Below are 13,764 nucleotides of genomic sequence, written 5' to 3' on the forward strand. Positions count from 1 at the left end.
GATGACCCCCACCAGCCGCCGGTACGGCACGAGGCCCGGCCCCGGATCGGGTCGGGCCTCACGTCGGCTGCGCACCCGGCGGCGGCCGGGGGTGGTCCTCAGACCTCCAGCAGCTCGGTCTCCTTGTGCTTGACCAGGTCGTCGACGCTGGCCACGTAGCGCTGGGTCAGGTCGTCCAGCTCCTTCTCGGCGCGGCGACCGTCGTCCTCGCCGGCCTCGCCGTCCTTGACGATCCGGTCCAGCTCCTCCTTGCCACGGCGGCGGACGTTGCGGATGGCCACCTTGGCCTCCTCGCCCTTGTGCCGGGCCACCTTGATCATGTCGCGGCGGCGCTCCTCGGTCATCTGCGGGAGCAGGATGCGCAGCTGGTTGCCCTCGTTGTTCGGGTTGACCCCGAGGTCCGAGTCGCGGATCGCCTTCTCCATCGCGTTGATCTGCGAGTTGTCGTACGGCTTGATGATCGCCATACGCGGCTCGGGGATCGCGACGGACGCCATCTGGGTCAGCGGCGTCGGCGTGCCGTAGTAGTCAATGATGATCTTGGAGAACATGGCGGGGTTGGCGCGGCCGGTACGGATCGCGCCGAACTCCTCCTTGGCGTGCTCAACCGCACGCTCCATCTTCTCCTCGGCCTCGAGGAGGGTGTCGTCGATCACCGGTCTCCTCGCCTCCTTCTGTGCTCGTCGTGGGCTCTGCGGAAAGTCGTCAGGCCACCGTTGCCGGTGCCCGGGCTGGGCGGGGTCAGGCGGTGATCAGGGTGCCGATCTTCTCGCCACCCACCGCGCGGATGATTGTGTCGTCACCCTGCGCACCGAAGACCAGCATCGGCAGGCCGTTCTCCATGCAGAGGCTGAACGCCGCCGCGTCGGCCACCCGCAGGTTGCGTTGCAGCACCTCGGAGAAGGTGATCGAGTCGAACTTACTGGCGGTGGGGTCGACCCGCGGGTCGGCGGAGTAGACGCCGTCCACGCCGTTCTTGCTCATCAGCACCACGTCGGCCCGGATCTCCAGCGCCCGCTGGGCGGCCACCGTGTCGGTCGAGAAGTACGGCATGCCCGCGCCCGCGCCGAAGATGACCACACGGCCCTTCTCCAGGTGCCGGATCGCCCGCAGCGGGATGTACGGCTCGGCGACCTGGGCCATCGTGATCGCGGTCTGCACCCGGGTCTCGATGCCCTCCTTCTCCAGGAAGTCCTGAAGGGCGAGGCAGTTCATCACGGTGCCGAGCATGCCCATGTAGTCGGCGCGTGCCCTGTCCATCCCACGCTTCTGCAACTCCGCGCCACGGAAGAAGTTGCCGCCACCGACCACCACGGAGACCTGCACGCCGCGGCGGACCACTGTGGCGATCTGCCGGGCGATCGCCTGGACGACGTCCGGGTCGACGCCGATCGCGCCACCACCGAACACCTCACCGGACAGCTTCAGCACCACCCGGCGCGCCCGGCCGGGCGGCGGCGCCGTCGGATCGTCCACCGCCAGCGTCCGGTCACTCACAACCTGCGTCATCCGCCCCGCCTTCCCCCACGCGCACGCCCCGTGCGTCGCGTTACCGCGAACCTGCCGCTGCCGACCCTATGTGACGAGGAGGCCGCGGTGGCTGTCACGTACACCGGCGGCCTCCTCGTCGACGTCTCCTGCCCACGGGCGCCCACGGCACCCGGTGGCGGCTCAGGCCTGGCCGACCTCGAACCGCACGAACTGGGTGACCTCGATGCCGGCCTCGGCCAGCATCTGCTTCACCGACTTCTTGTTGTCGGCAACCGACGCCTGCTCGATCAGGACGTAGTCCTTGAAGAACGAGTTGACCCGACCCTCGACGATCTTCGGCAGGGCAGCCTCGGGCTTGTTCTCCTCGCGGGCGGTCTGCTCGGCGATGCGCCGCTCGGCCTCGACGAGGTCGGCCGGAACCTCGTCCCGGGTGAGGTACTTCGGCCGCATCGCGGCGATCTGCATCGCGACGCCACGGGCGTCGGCGTCGCCAGCCTCGTCGGTCTTGCCGGTGTACGCCACCAGCACGCCGACGGCCGGCGGCAGGTCCTGGGCCTTGCGGTGCAGGTAGACAGCCGTGGTGCCCTCGACCCGGGCGAACCGGTTGAGAACCAGCTTCTCGCCGATCTTGGCGGACTGCTCCTGGATCAGGTCCGCGACGACCTTGCCGTCGAGCTCGGTGGCGAGCAGCTCCTCGGCGGTGTTCACGCCGGCGCGCTCGCCGTGCTCGACGAGCTGCTGGGCCAGCGCGATGAACGACTCGGTCTTGGCGACGAAGTCGGTCTCGCAGTTGAGCTCCAGAAGCGCCTTGCCGGAGTGGGCGACCAGGCCGTTGGCGGCCGTACGGCCGGCCCGCTTGCCGACGTCCTTGGCGCCCTTGACGCGCAGGATCTCGATGGCCTTGTCGAAGTCGCCCTCGGCCTCGGTCAGCGCCTTCTTGCTGTCCATCATGCCGGCGCCGGTGAGGTCGCGGAGCTTCTTGACGTCCGCGGCGGTGATTTGGGACATGGCTCTCTCTTCGATGTTGAGACGGCGTGTGGATGGTCAGAGGTGCCGGTTACCCGGATCCGGGCGGTTCGTGCCCGGCGTACCGTCGCTGCCCCGCGCCTGGAAAAACGGACGGCGGGGCAGCGACGGTGCGATCACTCCGCGGTCGCGGCCGCCGGCTGCTCGGTGGCGGCCTGCGCCGGCTGCTCAGCCGGGGCGGCGGGCTGCTCGGCGGCGGCAACGGCCGGCTGCTCGGCCGGGGCGGCCGACTCGTCGGCCTTCTTCGGCTCGAGAAGCTCGCGCTCCCACTCGGTCAGCGGCTCGTCGCTCGCGACACCCTCGGGCTTCTCGTCGGTGCCCCGACGACGGCCGGAACGCGCGATCAGACCGTCCGCGACGGCGGCGGCGACGACCTTGGTCAGCAGCTCGGCCGAGCGGATCGCGTCGTCGTTACCCGGGATCGGGAAGTCGACCTCGTCCGGGTCGCAGTTGGTGTCCAGCACCGCGATCACCGGGATGCCCAGCTTGCGGGCCTCGTCGACGGCGATGTGCTCCTTCTTGGTGTCGACGATCCAGACCGCGGCCGGCAGCTTCTGCATGTCCCGCAGACCACCGAGGGTGCGGGTCAGCTTGATCTTCTCGCGGGAGAGCTGCAGGGTCTCCTTCTTGGTGTAACCGGCGGCGGTGCCGCTGAGGTCACCCAGGCCCTCCAGCTCCTTCATCCGCTGAAGCCGCTTGTACACGGTCTGGAAGTTGGTCAGCATGCCACCGAGCCAGCGGTGGTTGACGTACGGCTGACCGACCCGCGTCGCCTGCTCGGCGATGGCCTCCTGGGCCTGCTTCTTGGTGCCGACGAAGAGGATGCTGCCACCCTCGGCGACGGTCCCACGCACGAACTCGTACGCCTTCTCGATGTACTCGAGGGTCTGGCGCAGGTCGATGATGTAGATGCCGTTGCGCTCGGTCATGATGAAGCGCTTCATCTTCGGGTTCCAGCGCCGGGTCTGGTGCCCGAAGTGGACACCGCTCTCCAGCAGCTGACGCATGGTCACGACGGCCATGGTTGGGGTACTCCTCAAGGTCCCTGGTTGTCACGCCCGGCCGGTGGCCGGGCGTCCTGGCGCCTGGTCGCCGACCCATGGTGGACCCGACCAAGATCGGGACCAGGGAGGCCGTCGCTCCGCGTCGATTCGTGGAGAGGGCGCGCGAGGTCGACCGCGCAAGGCGGTCGCCAGTCGACCAGTGTACGCCCCTCCCCCGCCCCACAACCCCGGGGTGTACGCGCGGCCCCTTACGCCCCCTTGACCGCGCTACTTCATGGAAACAGTGGCCTCCTCGTCGCCGGAGGCCACTGTTTCCTGGTTGTTGGGGATCACCGGTCGCCCGGCTCCTCGTTGTCGGGGGATCGGCCGGTCGCCCGAGGTCGTCGACCGCGCGGCGGGCCGGGCGGATCAGCCCGCGGCGAGGGCGGCGGCCACGAAGAGCACCAGGCCGACGGTCAGGTAGGCAGTCGGCGGACGCAACCAGCCCCTGCCGCTGTCGGACAGCGCCAGACCTCCGGTTCGCAGCCCGTACAGCCCGTTTGCGAAGATCGGCAGCCCGGCGACCAGGGCGATACCGACCACCACGTTTCCGGCGTCCACCGGATCGCCGGTGACGCCCGCCAGCAGCACCCGCACCGCGGGAACCTCGAAGATCAACACCAACAGGGCGAAGAGTACGGCCAGCGCCGGGCGGCGGGTCCGATACACGCCATCGGTGGCCGGCGGATACGCGGACGGCTCGGCTGCGGGCAGGTCCGGGCGAGGGCCGATCCCCGGCATCGGCCCGGTCGGCATCTCCAGCGGGTTCGGCTGCTCACCGCCCCGGTTCGGTTCGACGATCGGGTACCCGCCGAACGGGGCGGGACGGGCATGATCGGCGAGCGCGGCGACCGGCGGATCACCTGCGGACGTCACCTGCGCGCCCTCATCGGGGCCTGCCGCCAGCGGGGAGCCCATCCCGGGCGACTCCCGGGCGGCCCGGCGTCCGGGCAACTCGCCGGAGATCTCCGAAGGATCCCGAGCGGCCCGGCGTCCGGGCAGTTCCCCGGAGATCTCCGAAGGATCCCGGGCGGCCCGACGCCCGGGCAGCTCCCCGGAGACCTCCGACGGGTCCCGGTCCGCTCGCCATGACCGGCTGGCCCGGTAATCGTCCGGATCCGGCAGGGCCCCACCAAGCGGATCGACCGCTGCGGTACGCCCGGAATCGGCCTCGATCGCGCCGAACCGCCCGGGTTGGGCGTCGACGGCACCGAAGCGTCCGGAGTCCGGCTCGGGCGAGGCAAACCGGGCGTTTTCCACGGCCCCAAAACGGCCCGAGTCCGGCTCGGTCGAGGCGAACCGCGCGACATTCACCGCGCCGAAACGGCCGGAGTCCGGCTCGGTCGTGCCGAACCGCGCCGCATCCACCGCGCCGAAACGGCCGGAGTCCGGCTCGCCGGTCCGGTCCGGCACGGCCGCGAATCGACCGGACTCGCTCTCGCCGAGGCTGTCCTTCTCGGTGCCCCGCTGCTCGGGAACGTTGTCGTCCCGGTACCGCGGATCGCCCGTGCCACGCCACTCCGACTCGCCGTAGGCGCGACCTCGCTCGTCGGAATACCAGCGCGGCTCCTGGTCTTCGGGAAAACTCCGTCGTCCGTCCACGTCCGGCACCGTATTCGACCGGCTGCGCCGGCGCCATTCCAGGCCCGCGCGTTGAGTGGTCGCCCACCTCACCTGGGCACCTGTGCCGCGTCGAGGTTTACCTAGCACACCGCGGGCATGATCGTTCGGCTGTCCACAGGACACCAGTTGTCCACAGACGCGGGCATTCGGGGTCGCGACGGTCGTGTCCGGGCGGGCACCGTGCCGCCCATGACGAAGCGGAACCAGGCGGTCGGCGCGTACGGCGAGCGGTGCGCCGCCCGGCACCTGACCGAGGCGGGGTTGCGGCCCATCGCCCGGAACTGGCGCTGCCCCGACGGGGAGATCGACATCATCGCCTGGGACGGGCCGGTCCTCGCCTTCTGCGAGGTGAAGACCCGCCGGGGCGACGCCTTCGGCACCCCGGCGGAGGCGGTCGTGCCGGCCAAGGCCCGCAGGCTGCGCGGGCTCGCCGCGCGCTGGCTGGCCGAGACCGGTACGACCGCCGACGAGGTGCGGTTCGACGTTCTCTCGGTGCGGTTGCCCGACGCCGGTGCGGCCCAGGTCGACCACCTCAAAGGTGCGTTCTGATGCGCGCCGTCCGAGGGCGGGCCGGCGGTGACGTGCCGTGAGCTACGCGAAGGTGCTGTGCGTAGGGCTGGTCGGAGTCACCGGCCACCTCGTCGAGGTCGAGGCCGACCTGGCTGCCGGACTGCCGGCGGTGGTGATCTCCGGGCTACCGGACACCGCACTGCACGAGGCCCGGGACCGGGTCCGCGCCGCTGTGGTCAACTCCGGCCAGCGCTGGCCCAACCGGCGGATCACTCTGAACCTGCTGCCGGCCACGCTGCCGAAGTTCGGCTCGGCGTTCGACCTGGCCATCGCCGCCGCGCTGCTGGGCGGTTCGGGTGAGCTGCCGCTGCTGCCCCTGGAGGGGGTGGTGGTCCTCGGGGAGCTGGGGCTGGACGGGACCGTCCGACCGGTACGTGGGGTCCTGCCGATGGTCGCCGCCGCGGCCAAGGCCGGCGTCGGCCGGGTGATCGTTCCCGTCGGCAACGCCGCCGAGGCGGCGGTCATCCCCGGCGTACGGGTACGGGCCGTGGACACCCTGCATCGGCTGGTCGCCTTCGTCCGCGACGGCAGCCCGCTGATCGACCCTCCGGCGGCCACCTCGACGCCGACCACCGGCGGCCCGGATCTCGCCGACGTCGCCGGGCAGCAGATGGGTCGGCGCGCGCTTGAGGTCGCCGCCGCAGGCGGGCACCACGTGGCGCTGCTCGGTCCACCGGGAGCCGGCAAGACGATGCTCGCCGAACGGCTGCCGTCGATCCTGCCCGAGTTGGAGGACGACGAGGCGTTGGAGGTGACGGCGCTGCACTCGGTCGCCGGGCTGCTGCCACCGGGTGGCCGGTTGCTGCGCCGCCCACCGTTCCAGGCCCCGCACCACACCGCCACGGTCCCGTCGCTTGTCGGCGGTGGTTCCGGTTTGGCCCGTCCCGGCGCGGTGTCGCTCGCCCACCGGGGGGTGCTGTTTCTGGATGAAGCTCCCGAATTCAGCAAGGGCGCCCTGGAAGCGTTGCGGCAGCCGCTGGAGAACGGCCGCGTGCAGTTGAGCCGCAGCGGAGGCGGCACCGTCTACCCGGCCCGGACACAGCTGGTGCTCGCGGCCAATCCGTGCCCGTGCGCGAAACCGGCAGGCGACGCGTACTGCGAGTGCTCGCCGCTGGCCCGCCGCCGCTACCTGGGTCGGCTCTCCGGGCCGCTGCTCGACCGCATCGACGTCCAGGTGCGGCTCATGCCGTTGCGGGCCGCGGAGCTGATGGCGGCCGAGGGCGACGCCGAGTCCTCGATGACGGTCGCCGCGCGGGTGGCGGCGGCCCGGCAGGCGGCGGCCAAACGCTGGGCCGGCCTCGGCCGGCGGCTCAACGCCGAGGTGGAAGGCCCGCATCTGCGCCGGCCGCCGTGGCGGCTGCCGGCGCAGGCCACCGCCGAGCTGCGCAAACGACTCGACTCCGGGTCGCTGTCGGCGCGTGGCTTCGACCGGGTGATCCGTTTGGCCTGGACCATCGCGGATCTGGACGGCCGGGACCGGCCGGACCGCGATGACGTACGGGAGGCGATCCAACTACGGACGGGGGAGCAAGCGTGAGCGGCACCGACGAGGAGCGCAGGCTGGCCCGGGTGGCACTGACCTGGCTCGCCGAACCAGGCACCCGAGCCGTGTACCAACTGGTCGACCGTCTGGGCCCGGTGGCGACCCTGGACCTGCTGCTCGACGGCGGCAGTCCCGACGGCCAACTGAACGGCACTGTGGCGGCCCGGTCGGCGGCCGGTGACGCGCGGGCGGTGGCAGCCGAAGCCCTCGACCGGGCGGACCGGCTCGGCGCCCGGCTGGTCACCCCTGACGACGACGAGTGGCCTACCCGGGTGGCGGGCCTGGCCAAGCTGCGCCTACCGGACGCCAGCCGCCGGGTGGACGTCGAGACCGCCCCACCACTCTGCTTCTGGGTACGCGGTGGCTGGCCGCTCGGCGAAGCGCTGGACCGCTCGGTGGCAGTGGTCGGGGCACGGGCCGCCACCGGTTACGGGCAGCACGTCGCCACCGAGTTGGGGTACGGGCTGGCCGAGCGGGACTGGACTGTCGTCTCCGGTGGGGCGTTCGGCATCGACGCGGCCGCCCACCGTGGCGCCCTCAACGCCGGCGGGGTGACAGTGGCGGTGCTGGCCTGCGGGGTGGACCGGCCGTACCCGGTCGGCAACACCGCTCTCTTCGACCGGATCGCCGACACCGGGCTGCTGGTCAGCGAGTGGCCGCCCGGCGCCGAGCCGCTGCGGCCCCGGTTCCTGATCCGCAACAGGGTCATCGCCGCAGGCACGGTCGGCACCGTTGTGGTGGAGGCGTCGGCGCGCAGCGGCGCGACGCAGACCGCCCGCCGGGCCATCTACACCGGCCGCGTGACGATGGTGGTCCCCGGGCCGGTGACCTCGGCGATGTCCGTCGGCGTGCACGAACTGCTCCGCGAGCAGCCGAAGGTGCGGCTGGTCACCGGCGTGGCACACGTCCTGGAGGAGGTGGGCCGGATCGGCGCGGACCTCGCCCCGCTCGCCAGAGGCCCGCAGCGGCCCGCCGACACCCTCGATGACGACGCGCGGTCGTTGCTGGAGGCGCTGCCCCGCCGAGGCGTACGGGGTGTGGACGCGCTCGCGGCCCGCGCCGGTGTGGACCTGCGCACCGCGTTGCGCAAACTGTCGCTGTTGGAGGAGTTGGCCCTCGTGGCGCGCCGCGAGGACGGCTACGCCCTCGCCCCACCCGCCAGCCCGAAGCGAGGGACGCCGGCAACAACGGAGACGGAGACCCCCGGGTCGTTATAGGTCCCCTGTCCACGGCCAGAACACCTACCATCGCCGGCATGGCAACGCGGCTCGTACAGATCAACATGAAGGCTCGGGACCACTCCGCGCTCGGCGCATTCTGGGCGGCGGCGCTCGGCTGGGAAATGTCCAGCGAGGGACCCGGCGTGACAAACCTCGAACCGGAGGGCTTCGTCTATCCCGACCCAGTGGCCGTCTGCATCGACCTCGTCGCCTACCCGGACGTGAAGACGGTGAAGAACCGCGTGCACGTCGACCTCGCCACCGGTTCGGCAGCCCATCACGCGGAGTTGGTCACACGCCTGATGGACCTCGGCGCGACACCCGCCGACGTCGGCCAGGGTGACGTCCCCTGGACGGTCCTGGCCGATCCGGAGGGCAACGAGTTCTGCGTGCTGGACTGGCGCGACGCGATCCGGGACACCGGACCGATCGCCACTGTCGTTGTCGACTGCGCGGATCCGCGGGCGATGGCACGCTTCTGGGGCGAGGCCACGGACTGGACCGTGCACAAGGTGACCGACCACAACGCCGTACTGCGGTCGGCAAAGGGCGTCGGCCCCTATCTGCAGTTCCTCCGCACACCTGAGGTGAAGACCGGGTGGAACCGCGTCCACCTCGACGTCCGGCCGTACCCGGGTGACGACGTGGAGACCGAGGCGGCCAGACTGCGCACTCTGGGCGCCACAGCCATCGGCCTGGGCCCGGACGTCCCGTGGACGGTCCTCGCCGATCCGGAAGGCAACGAGTTCTGCCTCCTCTCCCCAGCCTGACCGCAACCCTCGTCAGCCACGCACGACTGCCACCACGGCCCGGCTCGACCGTAGGCTGGTCCCGTGCGCGCAGTCAGTGAGGACGCCCGGCCCGATCGACAGGCCCGCGTGACCGCGCGATCGGCACGGCCGTGGCAGTCGACTCGGTCAGCGCCGGCGGCTCGGCCGGCTCGGTCGGTGCGACAGCGATGAGCCGTACCGACCGGGGCAGCCGGGCCATGCACCAGGCGCTACCACCGCCGCTGCGCGACGCCGTTGACGACTTCGCCGAGCACCTGTCCCGGGTGCGTAACCGTTCGGCGCACACCGTCCGCGCGTACGTCACGGATGTCGTCTCGCTGCTCGACCACGCCGTACGGATGGGCTGCGTGGAGCTGGCCGAGCTGGACCTGTCCGTGCTGCGCAGCTGGTTGGCGCGGCAGCGAACCACCGGTGCGGCCCGCACCTCGTTGGCGCGGCGGGCCGCTTCGGCGCGGGCGTTCAGCGCGTGGGCTCACCGGGCTGGGCTGCTCCCCTCCGACGTGGGTGCCGCGCTGGCCAGCCCTCGCGCGCACCGGGAGCTGCCCACCGTCCTGCGCGCCGACCAGGCCGCCGCCCTGGTCGAGGCACCTGCCCGACCGGCACCGCCGGCAGCCGAGCCGTCATCGGACTCGGCAGAAACCGCAGCGGTCGAGGCGGTGCCGCTGCGCGACCGGGTGCTGCTGGAACTGCTCTACGCCACAGGCGTGCGGATCAGCGAGGCCTGCGGCCTGGATGTCGGGGACGTCGACCACGGTCGTCGGGTGATCCGGGTGTTCGGCAAGGGCGGGCGGGAGCGCTCGGTGCCGTACGGGGTGCCGGCACAGCGTGCCCTGGACGACTGGCTGCGCCGAGGCCGGCCGGCACTGGTCGGCGGCCACTCGGGTGACGCGCTACTGCTCGGCGCGCGAGGTGGACGGCTCAACCCGACCACCGCGCGGCAGGTCGTCGGCGCGTACGCCGAAGCCGCAGGCCTCCCCAGGACCAGCCCGCACGGCCTGCGTCACTCCGCAGCCACCCACCTGCTGGAAGGCGGTGCGGACCTGCGTGCCGTCCAGGAGCTGCTCGGCCACTCGTCGCTTGCCAGCACCCAGATCTACACGCACGTCTCGGTCGAGCGGCTGCGTGCGGCGTACCGGCAGGCGCACCCCCGCGCCTGATCAACGGGCGGAGGACGAGAAGCCTCGGCGGTTACGATCATCAAGTGAGCGTCCCGCAGCCCCCCGAGCCGATCCCGGGCGCCCGCCTGCTCTTCTCCCTGGACCCGGCGGTCAGCCACCTCAACCACGGCTCGTTCGGCGCCGTACCGATCGCCGTGCAGCGAGCCCAGCAGCGGCTGCGCGACGAGATGGAGTCCAACCCTCTGCGGTTCTTCACCCAGGGGCTCGTCGACCGGATCGCGCACACCCGCCGTCACCTCGCCGGGTTCCTGGGTGCCGACCCGGACGGCAGCGCCCTGGTGGGCAACACGACCACAGGCGTCGCCGTGGTGCTCCAGTCGGTGGGCCTGCAACCCGGTGACGAGGTGGTCAGCACCGATCACGGGTACGGGGCGGTGAGCCTGGCCATCGAGCGCGAGTGCCGGCGCACCGGGGCGGTCAGCCGGGTCCTGCCGATCCCGCTGGACGCCACCGACGAGCAGATCGTGCAGACCATCCGCGCCGGCCTGCGCCCCGGGCGTACCCGGCTGCTCGTCATCGACCAGCTCACCTCGGCCACGGCCAAGCTCTTCCCGACCGCCGCCATCGTCGGAGTGGCCCGCGAACACGGCGTGCCGGTTCTGGTGGACGCCGCGCACGCCCCGGGCATGCTGGCGGCCACTGTGGCAAGCATCGGCGCCGACTTCTGGGCCGGCAACATGCACAAGTGGGCGTACGCCCCACGCGGGACCGCCGTACTGACTGTGGCACCGCAGTGGCGGGACCGGATCGAGCCGCTCGTGGTCTCCTGGGAGCAGGACTCCGGCTTTCCGGCCCGGGTCGAGTGGCAGGCGACTCTCGACTACACCTCCTGGTTGGCTGCCCCGGCTGGCCTGTTCACGATGCGCAGTCTCGGTGTGGACCGGGTGCGGGCGCACAATGCCGCGCTCGCCGCGTACGGCCAGCGGGTGGTCGGGGACGCGCTGGGAGTGCGCCCCGCCGACCTGCCCGCGCCCGGCGGGCCGGGGGTGTCCCTGCGCCTCATTCCGCTGCCTGCCGGCACGGCAACCACCATCGACGCGGCGCGGGCGTTGCAGACGCGGATCAGCGAACGCCTCGCCACCGAGGTTGCGGTGATGAGCTGGAGCGGCCGGGGGTGGCTGCGGCTGACCGGTCAGGTCTACAACATGGCCGACGAGTACGAGCGGCTGGCCGTGCGCCTGCCGGCCCTGCTCGCCCAACGCTGACACGGCCGGCGCCGACCCCACCAAAGCTGACCCCGCCCGCACCGGCCCGCTGACCTCGCCGGCACTGGAGCCGCCGACCGGGAGCAGGCGCACCGGGCCCAGGCCGAGCAGTGCCAAGGGGTCGAGGTACTCCTCGCCGCGCCGCAGCCCCCAGTGCAAGCAGGCTTCGGCCGGGCAGCCCGGATGGCCGGGCAGGAGCTCGCCCAGCGGCGTACCGGCGGTGACCGGCTGGCCGGGGCGTACCGCCGGTTGGACCGGCTCGTGGGTGGTCCGCAAACCGCCGGCGTGGCCCACGGTGACCACCGGTCGGCCGGCCACCACGCCGGCGAAGAGCACGGTGCCCGGCCCGGCGCTGCGGATCACCGCGCCGGCCTGGGCGGCAAGGTCCACGCCCCGGTGCCCGGCCAGCCACGGCCGGGGCGGCGGGTCGAACCGGCGCACCAGGCGGGGCGGCCCGTCGACCGGCCAGCGGAACGGCGACGGCCCGGCGTCGGCGGACGCCAGCCCCGCCACCGGGACGGCAGGGGCCGACGGGCTGTCCGGTACCGCCGCGAAGACCAACGCCAGGCCGCTGAGCTGGACGGCCAGTGCGAGCGGAAGTGCGGCGCAGAGCAGCACGGTACGGCGGATCGAGCCGAGGCGCGCGGCGGATGGCGGTCGCATGACGGCAGCCTGCGGCCGAGGCCGAGTGGTCCGCCACCCCGTAAGACGAAGCTGTGGACAACCAGCCGCGTTGTGGACGACCACCCGAAGCAGCAGATGATCTGCTATGCCCAACCGGCGTACCGGTGGTGGGCGACACGGCGCTGACTCCGCCCGGTCGCGCTGCCCGGCCAAGTTCGCAACGTCGAGGAGGCCTAGGCTGGACCGGTGCGGCGGGGCGCCGCCGTACGGGACCGGGGAGGCCGCATGACCACTGTCGATGACCGGACGCCGGCGGTGGCCGACGTGAGTGACCCGTCCCGACTCGCCGAGCCGGACGAGGCGATCAGTGCCGAGGAGTTGCAGCTCGCCACGCGCAACCACGGCATCCCGCTGGAGGCGCTGCGCTACGACGTCACGCCGGCCGGGCTGCACTACCTGCTGATCCACTACGACATCCCGGACGTGGACACGACCGATCACGTGCTGACCGTCGGTGGCGCGGTGGACCGGCCGTTGGCCGTCACCCTGGCGGAGCTGCGCGAGCGGCCCCGGGTCACGCACCAGGTCACCTTGGAGTGCGCCGGAAACGGTCGGGCGCTGCTGCATCCCCGGCCGGTGAGCCAGCCCTGGCTGGTCGAGGCGGTCGGCAACGCCGAGTGGACCGGGACCCCGCTGGCGCCGCTGCTGCGCGAGGCGGGTCTCGGGCCGGACGCTGTGGACGTGGTCTTCACCGGCGCGGATCACGGTGTCGAGCGCGGGGTGGAGCAGGACTATCAGCGAGGGCTGCCGGTCACCGACGCGCTGCGCGAGGAGGTGCTGCTGGCGTACGAGATGAACGGCGCTCCCCTGCTGCCACAGCACGGCGCGCCGCTGCGGCTCATCGTGCCGGGCTGGTACGGCATGGCGCACGTGAAGTGGCTGCGTTCGATCGAGGTCCGGACGGAGCCGTTCGAGGGCTACCAGAACGCGGTGGCCTACCGGGTGCGCCGCGACACCGACGACCCGGGCGTGCCTGTCACCCGGATCGAGCCTCGTGCGCTGGTACGGCCGCCCGGTTTCCCCGACTTCATGTCGCGCCGGAGGGTGGTGCGGCCGGGACCGTCCACGCTGGACGGTCGGGCCTGGTCGGGGCACGCGCCTGTGGTCTCGGTGGAGGTGACGGTCGACGGCGGGGCGAGTTGGGTGCCGGCCGAGCTGGATCCGGCAGCGGGCGGGGACTTCGCCTGGCGGCGGTGGCGGCACGAGTGGACGGCGACGCCGGGCCGGTACGTGCTCAGCGCGCGGGCGACCGACGCGTCGGGGCGTACCCAGCCGGTCGAGCAGCCGTGGAACCGTGGCGGTTTCGCCAACAACCTGGTGCAGCGCGTCGAGGTCGTGGTGCCTGCCGAGTGACCGGCTACGGCTGCGCCACGGGTGGGGGCCCGTGGTG

12 protein-coding genes and 1 pseudogene are annotated in these 13,764 nt (G+C 72.3%); 7 read left to right on the forward strand and 6 right to left on the reverse strand.

Translation table 11 applies throughout. The features are described 5' to 3' along the window. Positions 1–98: 98 nt before the first annotated feature. From frr to F4558_RS32230, 5 genes are all read right to left on the reverse strand, one after another. Positions 99–656 (reverse strand): ribosome recycling factor, encoded by a 558-nt coding sequence (gene frr / locus F4558_RS19855; RefSeq protein ID WP_053652467.1) that lies wholly within the window; start codon positions 654–656, stop codon positions 99–101. Between the two features lie 85 nt (positions 657–741). Next, positions 742–1,509, reverse strand: coding sequence for a UMP kinase (gene pyrH, locus F4558_RS19860; protein WP_053652466.1), 768 nt, complete (start codon positions 1,507–1,509; stop codon positions 742–744). Between the two features lie 162 nt (positions 1,510–1,671). Continuing rightward, entirely contained in the window at positions 1,672–2,499 is an 828-nt protein-coding gene (gene tsf, locus F4558_RS19865) for a translation elongation factor Ts (protein WP_167945469.1), read from the reverse strand. Positions 2,500–2,633: 134 nt separating this feature from the next. After that, entirely contained in the window at positions 2,634–3,539 is a 906-nt protein-coding gene (gene rpsB, locus F4558_RS19870; protein ID WP_053652464.1) for a 30S ribosomal protein S2, read from the reverse strand. Positions 3,540–3,929: 390 nt separating this feature from the next. After that, on the reverse strand, positions 3,930–5,162 hold the full coding sequence (locus tag F4558_RS32230; protein ID WP_209273337.1) for a hypothetical protein: 1,233 nt from the start codon (positions 5,160–5,162) through the stop codon (positions 3,930–3,932). Between the two features lie 210 nt (positions 5,163–5,372). Here F4558_RS32230 and F4558_RS19880 point away from each other — a divergent pair, with 210 nt between their 5' ends. From F4558_RS19880 to F4558_RS19905, 6 genes are all read left to right on the forward strand, one after another. Next, positions 5,373–5,732, forward strand: coding sequence for a YraN family protein (locus F4558_RS19880; RefSeq protein WP_053652462.1), 360 nt, complete (start codon positions 5,373–5,375; stop codon positions 5,730–5,732). Between the two features lie 37 nt (positions 5,733–5,769). Beyond that, a complete protein-coding gene (locus F4558_RS19885; RefSeq protein ID WP_053652461.1) occupies positions 5,770–7,290 on the forward strand; it encodes a YifB family Mg chelatase-like AAA ATPase in 1,521 nt (506 codons plus the stop codon). Continuing rightward, positions 7,287–8,513, forward strand: a complete 1,227-nt coding sequence (locus F4558_RS19890; RefSeq protein ID WP_053652460.1) for a DNA-processing protein DprA — start codon at positions 7,287–7,289, stop codon at positions 8,511–8,513. Before F4558_RS19885 ends, F4558_RS19890 begins: the two co-directional genes overlap by 4 nt. 38 nt (positions 8,514–8,551) lie before the next feature. Then, a complete protein-coding gene (locus F4558_RS19895; RefSeq protein WP_053652459.1) occupies positions 8,552–9,286 on the forward strand; it encodes a VOC family protein in 735 nt (244 codons plus the stop codon). Between the two features lie 188 nt (positions 9,287–9,474). Beyond that, complete coding sequence (locus F4558_RS19900; RefSeq protein ID WP_053652537.1) at positions 9,475–10,464, forward strand: tyrosine recombinase XerC; 990 nt, start codon at positions 9,475–9,477, stop codon at positions 10,462–10,464. A 44-nt stretch (positions 10,465–10,508) separates the two neighbouring features. Beyond that, positions 10,509–11,690: an aminotransferase class V-fold PLP-dependent enzyme gene (locus tag F4558_RS19905; protein WP_167945471.1), complete on the forward strand. Its 1,182-nt coding sequence runs from the start codon at positions 10,509–10,511 to the stop codon at positions 11,688–11,690. Between the two features lie 69 nt (positions 11,691–11,759). Here F4558_RS19905 and F4558_RS19910 read toward each other — a convergent pair. Beyond that, a pseudogene (locus tag F4558_RS19910) lies at positions 11,760–12,353 on the reverse strand (M23 family metallopeptidase); the annotation flags it as partial. Between the two features lie 246 nt (positions 12,354–12,599). Here F4558_RS19910 and F4558_RS19915 point away from each other — a divergent pair. Then, complete coding sequence (locus F4558_RS19915; RefSeq protein WP_167945473.1) at positions 12,600–13,727, forward strand: sulfite oxidase; 1,128 nt, start codon at positions 12,600–12,602, stop codon at positions 13,725–13,727. The last annotated feature ends 37 nt before the right edge of the window (positions 13,728–13,764 follow it).

Origin of the sequence: Micromonospora profundi (genome assembly GCF_011927785.1) — a bacterium.
Lineage (GTDB): Bacteria > Actinomycetota > Actinomycetes > Mycobacteriales > Micromonosporaceae > Micromonospora > Micromonospora profundi.

Bases quoted from the DNA above. Each gene is read 5' to 3' on its own strand.
- F4558_RS19880 (WP_053652462.1), top strand. From the start codon at position 5,373: ATGACGAAGCGGAACCAGGCGGTCGGCGCGTACGGCGAGCGGTGCGCC.
- F4558_RS19895 (WP_053652459.1), top strand. From the start codon at position 8,552: ATGGCAACGCGGCTCGTACAGATCAACATGAAGGCTCGGGACCACTCC.
- pyrH (WP_053652466.1), bottom strand. From the start codon at position 1,509: ATGACGCAGGTTGTGAGTGACCGGACGCTGGCGGTGGACGATCCGACG.
- F4558_RS19900 (WP_053652537.1), top strand. From the start codon at position 9,475: ATGAGCCGTACCGACCGGGGCAGCCGGGCCATGCACCAGGCGCTACCA.
- rpsB (WP_053652464.1), bottom strand. From the start codon at position 3,539: ATGGCCGTCGTGACCATGCGTCAGCTGCTGGAGAGCGGTGTCCACTTC.
- F4558_RS19915 (WP_167945473.1), top strand. From the start codon at position 12,600: ATGACCACTGTCGATGACCGGACGCCGGCGGTGGCCGACGTGAGTGAC.
- tsf (WP_167945469.1), bottom strand. From the start codon at position 2,499: ATGTCCCAAATCACCGCCGCGGACGTCAAGAAGCTCCGCGACCTCACC.